Here is a 16,229-nt window from a genome sequence, read left to right as displayed (position 1 = left end):
CAAGGGGGTTCAAGACCCACATGAGCGCTCCGCAGCCACCGAACGAGTCTTGGGGTGGCGGACAGCAGCCGCCCCAGGGCCCGCCGAGTGGTCCTCAACCACAGCAAGACAGCCCGTTCGGTTCCTCGGAGCCGACTCAGGTGGTGCAGCCAGGGCAGTCGTCGCAGCAGGGGGAACAGCAGCAGCAGTTCGGCGACACCCCGGAGCCCACGCAGGTGGTGCAGCCAGGGCAGCCGGGCCAGGCCGGGCAGCAGTCCGGGGAGGGGCAGGGCGCGGAGTCGACGCAGCTCGTGCCCCCTGGCTCGCAGCCGCCGCCCGCCATCCCGTACGCGCCGCCGCCCAGCGCCGCCGACAACCCCGCCGCGATGAACCCCCAGGGCGGCTTCGGCCAGCAGCAGCCCGGCGGCTTCGGCCAGCCGCCGCAGCAGCCGGGCGGCTTCGGCGGACCTCCCCCGGGGCAGCCCGGCGGATTCGGTCAGCCGGGCGGCTACGACCCGTCACAGGGCCAGGGCGGGTTCGGTGGCCCGCCTCCGGGACAGCCGTACGGCGCGCCTCCCGGCTTCGGCGGCCCCGCCGCGGGTGGTGCGGGTGGCAACAACACCTACGGCATGATCGCAGGCGGCGTCGTCGCGCTGCTCGGCCTCATCGCGCTGGTCTTCGCGTTCGTCGACATGGGCGACATCAGCGACCTGTCCGACCTGCTGGACACCGCGCCCAACGCGGACGCGGCGAACCAGTTCCTCGAGCGGGCGGGCATCGCCTCGCCCGGCACGCTGATGTTCTACATCATCATGATGCTGATCGGCGCGCTCGCGGCACTCGCGGGCGGCGTGCTGATCGTGCTCGCCGGGCGCATGGGCGGCATCGTCAAGAAGCTCGCGCCCATCGTCACCGCGGCGGGCGGCGCGGTGATGCTGATCTTCGCGATCCTGCTCATGATCGGCACGAGCGTGAAGGACGACTTCGCCAGGCAGCTGGAGGCATCCGGCGCCAGCGCGTCCGTCGGCACGCCGGTGATGTACCTGATCTTCGGTGTTCTCGTCCTGGCTGTCGGGGTGCTGGCCCTGCTGCCGCAGACCGCCGGTTACGTGGGGCTCGGCGGTGGCCAGGGTGGTCCTGGTGGCGGCTTCGGCGGCCCCGGCGGCCCGGGTGGTTTCGGTCAGCCCGGTGGCTTCGGCCAGCCCGGTCAGCCGGGTCAGTTCGGCCAGCCCGGCCAGTATGGTCAGCCCGGCCAGTACGGCCAGCCCGGCCAGTATGGTCAGCCCGGCCAGTTCGGCCAGCCGCCGCAGCAGCCCGGCGGGTACAGCCCGCCGAGCCAGCCGGGTGGCTTCCAGCAGCCGGGTGGCTTCGGCCAGCCCGGTGGCCCGAACCCGAACAGCGGGGGTTTCCCGCAGCCCGGTCAGCCCGGAGGCTACGGCCAGCCGCCGCAGCAGCCGGGCGGCTTCGGCGGTCCGCCCCCCGGCCAGCCCGGAGGTTACGGCCAGCCGGGACAGCAGCCCGGCCAGCCGCCGCAGCAGCAGTGGTGACCATCCGCCACGCATAGCACCGAGTAATGCCCCCGGCCCCGCGGCCGGGGGCATTACTGTGCCCGGATGACCCATCCGCGCCACCCGCACGACCTGCCGCCGGGCAGACCCGCGAGCGGCGCCTCGGCACTGGCCGCGGCCGCGCTGGCGCTGATCGGCGCGGCCATTCACCTGCTGGGCGCCATCGCGTTGCTGCGCCGCATCGGCACCGTCGCCGGCGAGCCGATCGCGATGGCGGGCCTCGCCGCCAACGTCGTGCTCGTCGCGCTCCTGCTGCCCGGTGGCGTGCTCCTCGTCCGGCGCAGGCCCGCGGGCAGGCTGCTGGTCGCGCTCGGCTCGGGCTTCGCCGTCGCCTACTTCGCCACGATGGTGACGTGGGCGCTGGGCAGCGGCGCGGCCGACCACGAGTTCGGCACCGGCACCGGCGCCCTCATCGGTGCGGGCGGCGCGGCCGTGCTCGTGCTGTGCGTGCCCGCCGCCGTCACGCTGACGCTCGCGCTCGTGCCCGCGACGGGCAGGTGGGTACGGCGGCGGCGCGAAGGGTGAACCGCCCTTAGGGTGGGATCCATGGTTCACGACCCCGCCCACCTCGGTTTCGAGACCCGCGCCATCCACACGGGCCAAAAGCCCGACCCCCGGACCGGCGCGGTCATCGTGCCCATCTACCAGACCTCGACCTACGCCCAGGACGGCGTCGGCGGCACCCGCGAGGGCGACTACGAGTACTCGCGCACCGCCAACCCGACCCGTACCGCGCTGGAGGAGGCGCTCGCCGCGCTGGAGGGCGCCCGGCACGCGCTGGCGTTCGGCTCCGGCATGGCGGCCAGCGACGCGGTGCTGCGCACGACCCTGCGGCCGGGCGACCACCTGGTGCTGGGCAACGACGTCTACGGCGGCACGTTCCGGCTCATCGACAAGGTCCTGACCCACTGGGGCGTCGACTACAGCGTCGCGCACCTGTCCGACCTGGACGAGGTGCGCACGGCGATCCGGCCGGAGACCAAGCTCGTCTGGTGTGAGTCACCGACCAACCCGCTGCTCGGCATCGCCGACATCACGGCGCTCGCCGAACTGGCACACGCGGGCGGCGCCCGCCTCGTCGTGGACAACACGTTCGCCACGCCGTATCTGCAGACACCGCTGGAGCTGGGCGCCGACATCGTCGTGCACTCCACCACCAAGTACCTCGGCGGCCACTCCGACGTCGTGGGCGGCGCGGTGGTCACCGACTCCGACGAGCTGCGCGAGCAGCTGTTCTTCCTCCGCAACGCCTCGGGTGCGGTGCCGGGCGCCTTCGACGCGTGGCTGACCCTGCGCGGGCTGAAGACGCTGGCCGTGCGCATGGAGCGGCACTGCGACAACGCCGAACTGATCGCCGAGGCGCTCGCCGTGCATCCCAAGGTGAGCCGCGTGTACTACCCGGGCCTCGCCGAGCACCCCGGCCACGCGACGGCGGCCAAGCAGATGCGCCGCTTCGGGGGCATGGTGTCGTTCAACCACGCCGACGGCGAGCAGGCCGCGCTGGAGGTGGCGGCAGGAACCAGGCTCTTCGTGCTCGCCGAGTCGCTGGGCGGGGTCGAGTCGCTGATCGAGCATCCCGGTCGCATGACACACGCGAGCGTCGCCGGCTCACTGCTGCAGGTCCCCGCCGAGCTCGTGCGGCTGTCGGTCGGGATCGAGAACGCGCGTGACCTGCTGGCCGATCTCAACGGCGCACTCGGATGAGCGGCGGATCAGGGACGGTAGTTGTCGGGCAGCACCGCGCCCGACACGCCGGTCTTCGGCCCGCCGGTGCCCGTCTGCGGCAGCCGGCTGCCGTCGACACAGCTGCCGACCAGTTCGACGTGGTCGTCGTGGCGGACGTACTGTCCCGGCTCGGCGCAGGAGACCTGGCCGACCGTGTAGACGGCCGCGCCGGTGAGCGCGAGCGCGGACGTGATGCCCGCCAGCAGCGGCAGCACGCCCGCGGATCTCGAACCGCGCGTGATGCCCTGTGCCATGGCGCCGTCTCCTCGTTTCGTGCCGCTCCGGCACCAAGGGTACCCAATCGTGACCGTTCTCATGCACGTGACCACCGCGTTACCCGCCGTATCGGGGGTGATCTGCTGTGATGCGGCTGGTGACTGTGGACCGGATCCAGCAGGCGCGGCGGCTGCTGGAACCCGTGGTCCGGATGACGCCCATGGAGCACGCGCGTGACCTCGAAGCCGCGCACGGCGGGCCGGTGCACCTTAAGTGCGAGAACCTGCAACGCACCGGGTCGTTCAAGATCCGCGGCGCGTACACGCGCATCCACGCCCTGAGCGACGCCGAGAAGGAGCGCGGCGTGGTGGCGGCGAGCGCGGGCAACCACGCGCAGGGGGTCGCGCTCGCGGCGGCCCTGCTCGGCACGCGGGCCACGGTGTTCATGCCGGAGCGCGCGCCGCTGCCGAAACTGGCCGCCACCAAGGCCTACGGCGCGGACGTGCACCTGCACGGCGCCGTGCTGGAGGAGGCGCTCGCCCAGGCGACCGCCTTCGCCGAACGCACCGGGGCGGTGTTCATCCACCCGTTCGACCACGCCGACATCATCGCGGGGCAGGGCACGGTGGGCCTGGAGATCCTCGACCAGGTGCCCGACGTGGCCACCGTGCTCGTCGCCACCGGCGGTGGCGGCCTCGTGGGCGGCGTCGCCAGCGCCGTGAAGGCGCTCAAGCCCGGGGTGCGGATGGTCGGTGTCCAGGCGGAGGCCGCGGCCGCCTATCCGCCGTCGCTGTCGGCGGGTGAGCCGGTGCGGCTGGGCAGCATGCAGACGATGGCCGACGGCATCGCGGTCGGGCAGCCGGGACCGGTCACGTTCGAGCACGTGTCCTCGCTCGTGGACGACGTGCTGACGGTGAGCGAGGAGTCCCTGTCGCGGGCGGTGCTGAACTGCCTGGAGCGGCGCAAGCTCGTCGTCGAACCCGCGGGCGCGGCGGCGGTGGCCGCGCTGCTGGAACATCCCGGTGCCTTCGAGGCGCCGGTGGTGGCGGTGCTTTCCGGTGGCAACGTCGATCCGCTGCTGCTGCTCCAGATCATCCAGCACGGCATGACCGCGGCGGGCCGGTACCTGAACCTGCGGCTGTGCGTTCCCGACCGGCCCGGCTCGCTGGCCGGTGTCCTCAACCGGGTCAGCGAACTCGGCGCCAACGTGCTGGACATCGAGCACTCGCGCATCGCGGGCAGGCTCGCGATCGGTGAGGTGGAGATCGAGCTGAAGCTGGAGACGCGAGGCCCCGAACACTGCACGGAGGTGGCGGCCCAGCTGCAGCGGGCCGGCTACACCGTGATGCCGTGACACGCCGGTTCCCCGGGGCCGGGCGGCCGCCGGGGAACCCGCGCGGCGGAGTTGCCGCGGTCAGAGGTTGCCGCGGCGCTCCTGCTCGCGCTCGATGGCCTCGAACAGCGCCTTGAAGTTGCCCTTGCCGAAGCCGAGCGAGCCGTGGCGCTCGATGAGCTCGTAGAACACGGTCGGCCGGTCGCCGACCGGCTTGGTGAAGATCTGCAGCAGGTAGCCGTCCTCGTCGCGGTCGACGAGGATCCGGTGCTCCTTCAGCGTCTCGATCGGTACCCGAACCTCGCCGATGCGGGCGCGCAGCTCGGGGTCGTCGTAGTAGGAGTCGGGCGTGTCGAGGAACTCCACGCCCGCCGCGCGCATGGCCCGCACCGTGGCGATGATGTCGTTCGTCGCCAGTGCGATGTGCTGGCAGCCCGCGCCGCCGTAGAACTCCAGGTACTCGTCGATCTGGGACTTCTTCTTCGCGACGGCGGGCTCGTTGAGCGGGAACTTGACGCGGTGGTTGCCGTTGGACACCACCTTGCTCATCAGTGCCGAGTACTCCGTGGCGATGTCGTCGCCCACGAACTCGGCCATGTTCACGAAGCCCATCACGCGGTGGTAGAAGTCCACCCAGTAGTCCATCTTGCCGAGCTCGACGTTGCCCACGCAGTGGTCGATGGCCTGGAACAGCCGCTTCGGGGCGCCGTCGGGCCGGGTGATCGTGCTGGTGCGGGCCTGGTAGCCGGGCAGGTACGGGCCCGAGTAGCGCGAGCGGTCGACGAGCGAGTGGCGGGTCTCGCCGTAGGTGGCGATGGCCGCCCTGCGCACGGTGCCGTGCTCGTCGCCGACGTCGTGCGGCTCCTCGAGGATCGTCGCGCCCTGCTCGCGCGCGTGCCGCACGCACTTGTCCACATCGGACACCTCGAGAGCGAGGTCGATGACGCCGTCGCCGTGCCTGCGGTGGTGGTCGAGCAGCGGCGAGTCGGGGCGCACGCCGCCGTTGATCACGAACCGCGCGGAGCCGGACTTGAGCACGAACGACTTGAAGCCGGGCTGGCCGGTCTCGGGGCCCGCGTAGGCGACGAGCTGCATGCCGAAGGCGACCTGGTAGAACCACGCCGTCTGGGTGGCGTTGCCCGCGATGAACACCACCGCGTCCATCGCCCTGACCGGGAACGGGTCGGCGGAGGCGTCGTGGTCCACCAGGCCCACGAGCTGACGGAGCTGGTCGTAGCTGACATCGTCGAGAGCTGGGTTCGTCATACCCGTCAGAATGAGCACCACCAAGCAGCCTGAGCAACAGCTGCCCGACCTGATGGTCAAATTGCTCAGTAGACTTGGCCTGCCGGTGATCAGACCGAACAATCTGTGCAGGAGGCAGCGATGGTGCTCGACGAGCTCGACGCGCGGCTGCTGTTGCTGCTCACCGACGTGCCGCGGCTCGGTGTGCTGGAGTGCGCGCGGCGGCTCGGCGTGGCGCGGGGAACGGTGCAGGCGCGGCTCGACCGCCTCACGGCCAACGGTGTGCTCGGCGGCTTTCCTCCCGAGCTCGATCTGGCCGCGATGGGCTACGGTCTGACGGCCTTCGCTGTGCTGGAGATCGCCCAGGGCAGGCGTGCGGAGGTCTCGGCGGCGCTGGCCGCGATCGACGAGGTGTGCGAGGTGCACGCGACCACGGGCCAGGGTGACCTGTTCGTGCGGATGGTGGCCCGTTCCAACGACGACCTCCAGCGGGTGATCGACGAGGTGGTGGGGGTGCCGGGTGTGCGGAGGACGTCGACCTCGATCGCCCTGTCCACCCCGGTACCGCAGCGCGTCCGCCCACTGCTGGAACGCATTGCCACAGGAGAGTCACCCACCTGACCCGGAGCCGAAAGCTCCCCAATGCCACATTTGTAGCGTTGAACGCCACGAATGCGGGGCGTGGTCTATCGGTGTTAGCAACGCGGTGGTGCTGCTGCCGGGTTGGCGAGCAGCCGGTCCAGCGCTTGGGCTGGGGTTTGTAGGTTCAGGGTAGGGCGTGGCCGGTTGTTGAGGGTGGCGGCGATGCGGTGGAGGTCGTTGCGGGTGTGGGTGGCCAGGTTGGTTCCTCGGTGGAACCAGAACCGCAGGAGCCGGTTGGTGTTTTCGTTGCTGCCGCGTTGCCAGGGGCTGTGTGGGTCGCAGAAGTAGACCGGCATGTTCAGGGCGAGCTGGATGTCGCTGTAGCAGGCGAGTTCCCGGCCGCGGTCCCAGGTCAGGGAGCGGCGGAGGTGCTCGGGCAGGTGCTGCATCTCGCGGATCATCGCGGCGGCGACGGTGGCCGCGTCGTGCCGCTGGGGCAGGTGCAGGAGCAGCGTGAACCGGGTCGTGCGCTCGATGAGGGTGCCGATCGCCGAGCGGTTCCCGGCGCCGAGGATCAGATCGCCCTCCCAGTGTCCGGGCACCGCCCGGTCGGCGACCTCGGCCGGTCGCTGGCTGATCGTGAACGCCTCGGCATACAACCGCGCCGACCCCGCTCGCGGGGTGGTGCGGGGCTTACGGCGGCGGCGTTTGAGGCTCAACTGGGTGTGCAGGTCAGCCCGCAGACGCCCCCGGGCCTGCACGTACAACGCCTGGTAGATCGTCTCGTGACACACGCGGTCCCTACTCCCCACCGGATGATCCTCAGCCAGCACCATCGCGATCAACCTCGGCGACCAGCCCTGATCCATCCACTCCTCGATCTGCCGGCACAGACCCGGATTGTCCTGCAGCTTGAACCGCTTCGGGCGGCGCCGCCGCTCGAACGCGGCCCGATGCGCCACCGGAGCCACATACGAGCCATCCCGGCCCCGGTTACGCTGCACCTCCCGCCAGACCACCGACCGGTCCCGCCCCAGCATCGCACCGATCTCGGCATACGAAAGCCCACACCGCAACCCCACCGCGATCTGACACCGATCCTCACCGGTCAACAACCGCCGCCGCCGACCACCACCCGCATCAGCCCCACCCGACACCACCGGCGGCGGCGACCCCGCCAACCCACCCCGCCGACCAACCTCCATCACTGTCTCCACAAGTCCCGAGCTTCGCCACCACCGCCCCGCCGTGGACGACGCCACGCCCACAGCCCGAGCAGCAGCCCCCAACGACCAGCCCGCACACACCAAAACGAAAAACCTCTCCCGCACCTCCACCGGAATCACCCGCCGAGCCATCCACAACACCCCACATCAATCAGGGCGTTGCTACCACCAATAGAACCCACCCGGCATTGGTAGCGCTCAGCGCTACCAATGCCGCATTGGGGAGCTTGGGGCTCAGGCGGTGGGGGTGACCTGGGTGAGATAGCGGCGGACGGAACGGCGGACGACGTCGTTGCCGCCGCCGAGGATCACGGCGTTCCACCACGCGCCGTAGATGTGGGCGAACCGGAACTGCTCCAGCAGGTCGCCCGCCTCGCGGACGACCTCCGGCCGCTCGGGAATGTAGTTGGGGTAGCTGTACATGAACGCCACGAGTGACCGGTTGGGTACCACCTGGACGATGTCGCCGCTGAAGAGCGCGCCCTCGCCGTCGGCACCGCCCTGCCAGTGCAGGACGGTGCCGCCGGCGAAGTGCACGCCGAGGTTGACGAGCGTGACGTCGTCGGCGAGCGAATGGGTGCGCCCGCTCCACAGCTCGATGCGGGGATCGGGCCTTCCGATCCACTCGCGGTCCTTCTCGTGCAGGTAGATCGGGACGTCGAACACCTCCGCCCACTCCACCATCGTCGTGTAGTAGTGCGGGTGGCTGATCGCGATGGCGCTCAGCCCACCCAGGTCCGTCACCCTGCGCACGAGGTCGTCGTCGAGGTAGGCGATGCAGTCCCACAGGATCGCGCCGGACGACGAGGGCACGAGCAGCGCACGTTGCCCGATGCCGAACGAGGGTTCGCTGCCGATGCCCAGGACACCGGGCGCCTCCTCGTCGATCCGGGCGCGGTAGGCACCGCCTCGGAGTTCCGTGAGCGAGGTCCAGCGCTGGCCGGACGAGGGAACGTACTGTCGCTCGTCCTCGCAGACGGGGCAGTCGGGACGGGGCGCCGCGTACTGCATGGCGCAGGTGGCGCAGATGGGCAGCTCGGCACTCATCGCGTCACCTCGGGATCTCGGCGCCGTCAGCCGCTGTAGGGGACCGCCTTGACGAGCGTGACCTTCTGCGTCTTGCCGTTGGGCAGCAGGTACTCGCAGGACTCGCCTTCCTTGGCGCCCAGCAGGGCCTTGCCGAGCGGGGAGTCGGGGGAGTAGACCTCCATGGGGCCGCTGCCGCCCTCCTCACGGGTGGCGAGCAGGAACTCCTCCTCGTCGTCGTCACCCTCGTACCGGACGGTCAGCACCATGCCCGGCTCGGCGACACCGGACTTCGTGGGAGCCTCGCCGACCTTCGCGGTGCGAAGCAACTCCTGCAGGTGCCGGATGCGGGCTTCCTGCTGGCCCTGCTCCTCGCGGGCGGCGTGGTAGCCACCGTTCTCCTTGAGGTCGCCCTCTTCCCGGCTGTCATTGATCTTCGCAGCGATGACCGGACGATTCTCGATCAGTTCGTCGAGCTCGTGCTTGAGCCTGTCGTAGGCATCCTGGGTCAGCCAGGTCACCTTGCTGTCGCTCACGGTCACCATCTCCTCCTAGGGCCTGCCGAGCTTGGGTATACAAGCCGGCCGCCACGCTGGCGTGGCTGAGATAAAGGAAAAACACGGCCCGTCTGGGCCGTGCCGGTAGATCAGCATAGCACGATCGACCCCCCGAATGCCGCTCAGTTCTACGCTTAGCGGACATTCGGCGCGCTATTCACCCCGTTGGCCGCTACGTCCTTGACAAGTACCTCGGAACATTGTACGAGCAGCCGAAAACGTCCGCCGTCACCGGACGACCGATGCTGCGGACCACCGTCGACATCCGCTCCACGCCGGGTGCGACGTAAATCTCTTTCCGGCCGCTCTCGGCGCCGGAAATGTCGCGCACCCGTACAATGCACACCCCCGGTCGCCGGGGGTCCTCACGGATGATGTCGATCGTGATCTCCATGGCGTTACCCGGGCGCTCCGTGAACCCGACGCGCTGCGCCTCGATGGGCGCATCCCCCAGATTGGTGTACGCGACGTAGGCGGCCGTGCCGCTGGCCGCGAGTGCCAGCACCACGAACAACCACACGCGCCAGCCGCGCCGCGGTGCCCGGGGGCCGGGCCGGGCCGAGCCGTAGCGGTCCGCGAGTGCCGCGCGCCGGGCGGCGTCGCCGGACGAGGTGTCCGGCGCGGCGCTGCCGCTGCCCAAACCGGCCTCCCGCACAGTCTTGTCGTGGTCATTGGGGAAGATGGACGTCATACCCCGCGTTACGAGTATCCGTGGGGGACTGACGGGCGCGGACCAGGGGGGCCGCGAGTGCAGGCAGCGACGGTGACGAGAGGGGCCGAGTCGGTCATGGGATCTGACGGACGGACGGCGACCGGGGACGGTACGGGGCTCCGGTTGATGGCGGTGCACGCCCACCCGGACGACGAGTCGAGCAAGGGCGCGGCCACGATGGCGCGCTACGTCGCCGAGGGGCACGACGTCATGGTCGTCACGTGCACCGGCGGTGAGGCGGGCAGCGTGCTGAACCCGGCCATGGACCGTCCCGAGGTGCACGCCAACATGACCGAACTGCGCCGCGAGGAGATGGCGCGGGCCGCGAAGATCCTCGGTGTGCAGCACCGCTGGCTCGGCTTCGTCGACTCGGGCCTGCCCGAGGGCGAGCCGCTGCCGCCGCTGCCCGAGGGCTCCTTCGCGACGGTCCCGCTCGAGGAACCCACCGAGGCGCTGGTGCAGGTGATCCGCGAGTTCCGCCCGCACGTCATCGTCACCTACGACGAGAACGGCGGCTACCCGCACCCCGACCACATCCGGACCCACGAGATCTCCATCGCCGCCTACGACGCCGCCCCCGACCCCGGCCGGTTCCCGGATGCGGGCGAGCCGTGGCAGCCGCTCAAGCTGTACTACTCGCACGGGTTCTCCCGCGCCAAGATCACCGCGTTCCACGAGACGCTGGTGGCGCACGGGCTCGACTCGCCGTACGAGGAGTGGCTGGGCCGGTGGGACCCGGACAAGGCCGACGTCATGGAGCGGGTCACCACCCGTGTGCACTGCGCCGACTACTTCGAGGTCCGCGACGAGGCGCTCAAGGCGCACGCCACCCAGATCGACCCGAACAGCCGGTGGTTCGCCATGCCGCTGCACCTGCAGCGGGAGGTGTGGCCCACCGAGGAGTACGAGCTGGTGCAGTCGCTCGTCGCCAGCACGCTGCCCGAGGACGACCTCTTCGCGGGGGTGCGTGAGAAGATGGGGGCATGACTCTTCCGGCCTTCGCGGCCGCGCCGGTGCTGACGGGTGCCGTGGTGCTGGCGCAGCAGCCCGGCAATGGCGACAACGGCGGCCAGGGCGAGGACTTCGGCAAGTCCTCGCCGGTGGGCCTGCTGTTGCTGCTGCTGTTCCTGATCGCCGTGGTGTTCCTGGTGCGCTCGATGACCAAGCACCTGAAGCGGCTCCCGGAGAGCTTCGACGATCCCGGTGAGCAGGCCGCCCCGGCGGACGACGAGCGGTCGGCCGCCGAGGCGGACGCGTCGCGGCCGGAGCGCGACGCGGGCGACGTCAGTAGCTCAGCCTCCGGTAGCGACGAATCGACAGCGGGCAGAACACCGCGATGAGCACGGCGGGCCAGGCGACCGCGGCGAGCACCGCGTACTGACTCAGCCACGAGTCGGCCGCCCACGCGGGGTTGCCGAACAGCTCCCTGATGGCGCCCGCCGTGGCCGACAGCGGGTTCCATTCGGTCACCGTGCCGAGCCAGCCCGGCATCGTGCCCGGCGCCACGAAGGCGTTGGACAGGAACCCGATCGGCCACACGAGGATCTGCAGCGCCATCACCGCCTCCGGGCTGCGCATCACGAGCCCGAGGTAGATGCCCAGCCACAGCATCGCCAGTCTCAGCAGCAGGAGCAGCCCGAACGCGGCCAGCGCCGCCGCGAGGCTGCCGTGCCAGCGCCAGCCGATGGCCAGCCCCGCGACGACCATCGCGGTGAGGGTGACCACCGCACCCAGCATGTCGGCCCCGCAGCGGCCGACGACCACCGCCGACGGCGCCATCGGCAGCGACCGGAACCGGTCGGTGATGCCCCTGGCCGCGTCCGTGCTGATGGCCGTGAACGTCGCCTCGACGCCGAACACCATGGTCAGCGCGAGCACCCCGGGGACGAGGAACTCGGTGTAGTCGCCGCCGGGCACCGCCATCGCGCCACCGAAGAGGAACCCGAACATCAGCATGATCATCACGGGGAAGAGCAGGTCCGTGACGGTCATGCCCGGCTGGCGCGCCCGGTGGGCGAGGTCGCGGCGGGTGACGGTCCAGCCGTCGGCGAGTGCCCAGCGCAGGCGCTCGCCGAGGGTGCCGGGCGGCTGGGGCAGGGTCGTGGTGGTCATGCGGCCCTCTCTTTTTCGTGGTTGGTCAGGCGCAGGAAGACCTCGTCGAGAGTCGGCCTGCGCAAGGCCACGTCCTCGGCGGCCAGCCCCTCGTCGGTGAAGGCGCGGACGAGCTCGGTGAGTGCGGCCATGCGGTCGTGCACGGGCGCGCTGACCTGGCGCCGGTCCACATCGGTGGTGGTCTCCGCACCGGCCACCTTCGCCAGCAGGTCGGCGGCGCGGCCCAGGTCGACGGAGTCGTGCACCACCACGTCGATGCGGTCGGCCCCGATGCGCCGCTTCAGCTCGTCCGGTGTGCCCTCGGCGATCACCCGTCCTTCGTCGATCACCGAGATGGCGTCCGCCAGCTGGTCGGCCTCTTCGAGGTACTGGGTGGTGAGCAGCACGGTCGTGCCGGTCGCGGCCAGCCCGCGCACCTCGTCCCACACCTCGTTGCGGGCCCGGGGGTCGAGTCCGGTGGTCGGCTCGTCCAGGAACAGCACCGACGGCGCCAGCACCAGGCTCACGGCCAGGTCGAGCCGTCTGCGCATGCCACCCGAGTACTGCTTCACCGGCTTGTTCCCGGCGTCGGTGAGCCGGAAGCGGTTCAGCAGCTCGTCGGCCTTCCGCTCTGCCGCCCTGGTGCCCAGGTGGTAGAGCCTGCCGAACATCACCAGGTTCTGCCTTCCGCTGAGCACCTCGTCCACGGCGGCGTGCTGGCCGACGAGCCCGATCCGGTACCGCACGTGCTGGTGCGCGCGCACCACGTCGAAGCCGGCGACCCGTGCCGTGCCGGAGTCCGGGCGCAGCAACGTGCTGAGGATGCGCACCGCGGTGGTCTTGCCCGCACCGTTGGGACCGAGCAGGCCGTGCACGGTACCGGCAGGCACGACCAGGTCGAACCCGTCCAGCGCCGCGGTGTCGCCGTAGCGCTTGCGCAGCCCGTTCGCCTCGATGGCGGGTTCTGGGGAGCTCATCGTCCACCTCAAACTTTCTACGCTGTATAGAGTAGCGCTGGCGAATAATAGCCTACGCTGTAAGAAGTTCAAAGCGACAAAGGAGAAGAAGCCTGTGACCAGCGTGTATGGCGGCAGTGGCGATCCCGCGCGGAGCATCGAGCTGCTGTGGGGGCTGCGGGAGCCACCCCGGCGGGGACCGAAGCCGAAGCTGACCGTGGACGGCATCGCCGCGGCGGCCATCGGCATCGCGGACGCCGAGGGGCTCGCCGCGCTGTCGATGCGCCGGGTCGCGGCCGAGCTCGGCGTCACCGCCATGTCGCTCTACAGCTATGTGCCCGGCAAGGCGGAGCTGATCGACGTCATGGTCGACCGCGTGGTCGGGGAGAACGGCGTGCCCGACCACGAGCCCGGCGGCTGGCGGTCCCGGCTGGAACGCGTGGCCAGGCAGGCGTGGGACCGCTACCTGCGGCATCCGTGGCTGCTGCAGGTCGCCACCAGCCGCCCGGTGCTCGGGCCGAACATCATCGCGCGGTACGACTACGAGCTGCGGGCGGTCGCCGGCATCGGGCTGAGCAACATCGAGATGGACCTGGTGGTGAGCATGATCGCCGACTACGTGCACGGCGCGGTGCGCACGGCCGTGGAGCTGGCCCAGGCCGAGCAGCAGACCGGCAAGACCGACATCGCCTGGTGGGAGGAGCGCGCGCCGCTGCTGGCGAAGGTGTTCGACGCCGAGCGTTACCCGGTGGCCGCCGAGGTGGGCGCCGCCGCGGGAGAGGAGTACCAGGCGGCCGTCGACCCTGCCCGCTCCTTCGAGTTCGGCCTCGCCCGGCTGCTCGACGGCGTCGCGGTTCTCGTCGAGCGGGCGGCCCGCGGGGAGACGGCGTAACGCGGCACCGTGTGAGACGCTGGGCCTGTGAATCGCCTAGCCAGCGCCACCTCGCCGTACCTGCTCCAGCACGCCGAGAATCCGGTCGACTGGTGGCCGTGGAGCGCCGAGGCGCTCGCCGAGGCGAAGCGCCGCGACGTCCCCATCCTGCTCTCGGTCGGTTACGCGGCCTGCCACTGGTGCCACGTCATGGCCCACGAGTCCTTCGAGGACGCCGAGACGGCCGCGATGATGAACGAGCACTTCGTCAACATCAAGGTCGACAGGGAGGAGCGGCCGGACATCGACGCCGTCTACATGACGGCGACGCAGGCGATGACCGGGCAGGGCGGCTGGCCCATGACGTGCTTCCTGACGCCCGACGGCGAGCCGTTCCACTGCGGCACCTACTACCCGCCGGTGCCCGCGCACGGGATGCCGTCGTTCAAGCAGTTGCTCTCCGCCGTCGCCGAGGCGTGGCGGGATCGCCGCGCGGAGCTCAAGGACGGTGCGGGCAAGATCGTCAGCCACCTCGCCGAGCAGACCGGTCCCCTTTCGGAGCACCCGGTGGACGAGCAGACGGTCCGCTCCGCGGTGGCCAAGCTGCGCCAGGAGACCGATCCCGGCAACGGCGGGTTCGGTGGCGCGCCGAAGTTTCCGCCGTCGATGGTCCTGGAGTTCCTGCTCCGCCACTACGAGCGCACCGGCGCCCCGGAGGCGTTGTCCATTGTGGAACTCGCTGCCGAGGGCATGGCGCGCGGCGGCATCTACGACCAGCTGGCAGGCGGCTTCGCGCGGTACTCCGTGGACGCCGCATGGGTGGTGCCGCACTTCGAGAAGATGTTGTACGACAACGCGTTGCTGCTGCGCTGTTACGCGCATCTGGCGCGGCGCACCGACTCGGCGCTCGCGCGCAGGGTCGCCGCCGAGACAGCGGACTTCCTGCTGCGGGAACTGCGCACGCCGCAGGGCGGGTTCGCCGCTTCCCTCGACGCCGACACCGACGGCGTCGAGGGCCTCACCTACGTCTGGACGCCCGCCCAGCTGACCGAGGTGCTCGGACGGGAGGACGGCCTGTGGGCCGCCGAACTCTTCCGGGTCACCGACGACGGCACGTTCGAACGGGGCGCGTCGACCCTGCAGTTGCCGCAGGACCCCGCCGACCCGGCGCGCTGGGTGCGGGTACGTGAGGCGCTGCTGGAGGCGCGGGCGCGCAGGCCGCAGCCGGGCCGGGACGACAAGGTGGTGGCGGCGTGGAACGGGCTCGCCATCACCGCCCTGGCCGAGGCGGGCGTGGCGTTCGAGCGGCCGGACTGGGTCGAGGCCGCGGTGGACGCGGCGCGGCTGCTGCTGGACCTGCATCTCGTGGACGGACGGCTGCGCCGCAGTTCGCGCGACGGCACGGTGGGCGACGCGGCCGGGGTGCTGGAGGACTACGCCTGCCTCGCCGAGGCCCTGCTCGCGCTGCATCAGGCGACGGGCGAGTCGCTGTGGCTGGTGGAGGCGACGATGCTGCTGGACGTGGCGCTCGACCGGTTCGCGGTCGCGGACACGCCAGGCGCCTACCACGACACGGCCGACGACGCGGAGACGCTGGTGCACCGGCCGTCCGATCCCACGGACAACGCCACTCCCGCCGGTGCCTCGGCACTGGCCAGCGCGCTGCTCACCGCGTCCGCACTGGTGGGACCGGACCAGGCGAGCCGGTACCGCTCCGCGTGTGAGCAGGCGGTGCGCCGGGCCGGGGCGCTGGTCGCACAGGTGCCGCGCTTCGCGGGCAACTGGCTGACCGTGGCCGAGGCGCTGCTGGCCGGTCCCGTCCAGGTGGCGGTGGTCGGCCAGGACGCGGCCGAGCGGTCCGGCCTGCTGGTGGAGGCCGCCCGTGGCGTGCACGGCGGCGGAGTGGTGCTCGCCGGGCCACCGGAGGCGGACGGGGTGCCGCTGCTGGCCGACCGGCCGCTCGTCGACGGTGGCCCCGCCGCGTACGTGTGCCGCGGCTACGTGTGCGAACGGCCGGTGACCACCCCCGACGATCTGGCCAGGGTGCTCGTGGGCGCGTAACGCCGTCCGCCCCTGGTGAACATTGCTGACCTTGCCCGCGAATCGGCGTAGCTTCAGTAGCGATGTAATCATGTAATCGCG

Annotated in this window: 17 protein-coding genes; 9 read left to right on the top strand and 8 right to left on the bottom strand. The window is 71.0% G+C overall.

Features of this window, described 5'->3' with window-relative positions; all coding sequences use genetic code 11:
* Positions 1-140: 140 nt before the first annotated feature.
* The 3 genes from BAY60_RS37380 to BAY60_RS28680 all read left to right on the top strand — a co-directional run bounded on the left by BAY60_RS37380 (position 141) and on the right by BAY60_RS28680 (position 3,251).
* Positions 141-1,526 (top strand): hypothetical protein, encoded by a 1,386-nt coding sequence (locus tag BAY60_RS37380; RefSeq protein WP_112284466.1) that lies wholly within the window; start codon positions 141-143, stop codon positions 1,524-1,526.
* A 66-nt stretch (positions 1,527-1,592) separates the two neighbouring features.
* Complete coding sequence (locus BAY60_RS28685) at positions 1,593-2,072, top strand: hypothetical protein (protein WP_112284465.1); 480 nt, start codon at positions 1,593-1,595, stop codon at positions 2,070-2,072.
* 21 nt (positions 2,073-2,093) lie between these two features.
* A complete protein-coding gene (locus BAY60_RS28680) occupies positions 2,094-3,251 on the top strand; it encodes a cystathionine gamma-synthase (protein ID WP_112284464.1) in 1,158 nt (385 codons plus the stop codon).
* 8 nt (positions 3,252-3,259) lie between these two features.
* Here the strand turns inward: BAY60_RS28680 and BAY60_RS28675 are convergent, their stop codons facing one another.
* Complete coding sequence (locus BAY60_RS28675) at positions 3,260-3,526, bottom strand: hypothetical protein (protein WP_112284463.1); 267 nt, start codon at positions 3,524-3,526, stop codon at positions 3,260-3,262.
* Between the two features lie 110 nt (positions 3,527-3,636).
* Here BAY60_RS28675 and ilvA point away from each other — a divergent pair, with 110 nt between their 5' ends.
* The gene (ilvA, locus tag BAY60_RS28670; RefSeq protein WP_112284675.1) at positions 3,637-4,842 is read left to right on the top strand and encodes a threonine ammonia-lyase; all 1,206 of its coding nucleotides are present in this window, start codon (positions 3,637-3,639) and stop codon (positions 4,840-4,842) included.
* Positions 4,843-4,902: 60 nt separating this feature from the next.
* Here ilvA and hppD read toward each other — a convergent pair whose 3' ends face one another.
* Positions 4,903-6,087 carry a 4-hydroxyphenylpyruvate dioxygenase gene (gene hppD, locus BAY60_RS28665; protein WP_112284462.1) on the bottom strand — a complete coding sequence of 395 codons (1,185 nt, stop codon included), beginning with the start codon at positions 6,085-6,087 and terminating at the stop codon, positions 4,903-4,905.
* Positions 6,088-6,207: 120 nt separating this feature from the next.
* Here hppD and BAY60_RS28660 point away from each other — a divergent pair, with 120 nt between their 5' ends.
* Positions 6,208-6,687: an Lrp/AsnC family transcriptional regulator gene (locus BAY60_RS28660; RefSeq protein ID WP_112284461.1), complete on the top strand. Its 480-nt coding sequence runs from the start codon at positions 6,208-6,210 to the stop codon at positions 6,685-6,687.
* A 74-nt stretch (positions 6,688-6,761) separates the two neighbouring features.
* Here the strand turns inward: BAY60_RS28660 and BAY60_RS28655 are convergent, their stop codons facing one another.
* The 4 genes from BAY60_RS28655 to BAY60_RS28640 form a co-directional block, all read right to left on the bottom strand.
* On the bottom strand, positions 6,762-8,006 hold the full coding sequence (locus BAY60_RS28655; RefSeq protein ID WP_112284674.1) for an IS30 family transposase: 1,245 nt from the start codon (positions 8,004-8,006) through the stop codon (positions 6,762-6,764).
* A 102-nt stretch (positions 8,007-8,108) separates the two neighbouring features.
* Positions 8,109-8,921, bottom strand: a complete 813-nt coding sequence (locus BAY60_RS28650) for an MBL fold metallo-hydrolase (protein ID WP_112284460.1) — start codon at positions 8,919-8,921, stop codon at positions 8,109-8,111.
* Positions 8,922-8,947: 26 nt separating this feature from the next.
* The gene (gene greA / locus BAY60_RS28645) at positions 8,948-9,442 is read right to left on the bottom strand and encodes a transcription elongation factor GreA (protein WP_112284673.1); all 495 of its coding nucleotides are present in this window, start codon (positions 9,440-9,442) and stop codon (positions 8,948-8,950) included.
* Positions 9,443-9,629: 187 nt separating this feature from the next.
* Positions 9,630-10,148 carry a DUF4307 domain-containing protein gene (locus tag BAY60_RS28640; protein WP_112284459.1) on the bottom strand — a complete coding sequence of 173 codons (519 nt, stop codon included), beginning with the start codon at positions 10,146-10,148 and terminating at the stop codon, positions 9,630-9,632.
* Between the two features lie 96 nt (positions 10,149-10,244).
* Here BAY60_RS28640 and mca point away from each other — a divergent pair, with 96 nt between their 5' ends.
* Both mca and BAY60_RS28630 read left to right on the top strand, forming a co-directional pair.
* Positions 10,245-11,156, top strand: coding sequence for a mycothiol conjugate amidase Mca (mca, locus tag BAY60_RS28635; RefSeq protein WP_112284458.1), 912 nt, complete (start codon positions 10,245-10,247; stop codon positions 11,154-11,156).
* Entirely contained in the window at positions 11,153-11,509 is a 357-nt protein-coding gene (locus BAY60_RS28630) for a hypothetical protein (RefSeq protein WP_245992842.1), read from the top strand. The genes mca and BAY60_RS28630 overlap by 4 nt, the downstream gene beginning before the upstream one ends.
* Here BAY60_RS28630 and BAY60_RS28625 read toward each other — a convergent pair.
* Together BAY60_RS28625 and BAY60_RS28620 are read right to left on the bottom strand one after the other, a co-directional pair.
* Entirely contained in the window at positions 11,454-12,281 is an 828-nt protein-coding gene (locus tag BAY60_RS28625; protein ID WP_112284457.1) for an ABC transporter permease, read from the bottom strand. The two genes, BAY60_RS28630 and BAY60_RS28625, sit on opposite strands and share 56 nt — an antisense overlap.
* Positions 12,278-13,237 carry an ATP-binding cassette domain-containing protein gene (locus tag BAY60_RS28620; protein ID WP_112284456.1) on the bottom strand — a complete coding sequence of 320 codons (960 nt, stop codon included), beginning with the start codon at positions 13,235-13,237 and terminating at the stop codon, positions 12,278-12,280. Before BAY60_RS28620 ends, BAY60_RS28625 begins: the two co-directional genes overlap by 4 nt.
* A gap of 94 nt (positions 13,238-13,331) precedes the next feature.
* Between BAY60_RS28620 and BAY60_RS28615 the strand changes: the two genes are divergently transcribed.
* Together BAY60_RS28615 and BAY60_RS28610 are read left to right on the top strand one after the other, a co-directional pair.
* Positions 13,332-14,108 (top strand): TetR/AcrR family transcriptional regulator C-terminal domain-containing protein, encoded by a 777-nt coding sequence (locus BAY60_RS28615; protein ID WP_245992841.1) that lies wholly within the window; start codon positions 13,332-13,334, stop codon positions 14,106-14,108.
* 27 nt (positions 14,109-14,135) lie between these two features.
* Entirely contained in the window at positions 14,136-16,148 is a 2,013-nt protein-coding gene (locus BAY60_RS28610) for a thioredoxin domain-containing protein (RefSeq protein WP_112284454.1), read from the top strand.
* Positions 16,149-16,229: the final 81 nt, after the last annotated feature.

Origin of the sequence: Prauserella muralis, assembly GCF_003202285.1 — a bacterium.
GTDB lineage: Bacteria > Actinomycetota > Actinomycetes > Mycobacteriales > Pseudonocardiaceae > Prauserella_B > Prauserella_B muralis.
This window is presented reverse-complemented; position numbering and strand designations above follow the sequence as displayed.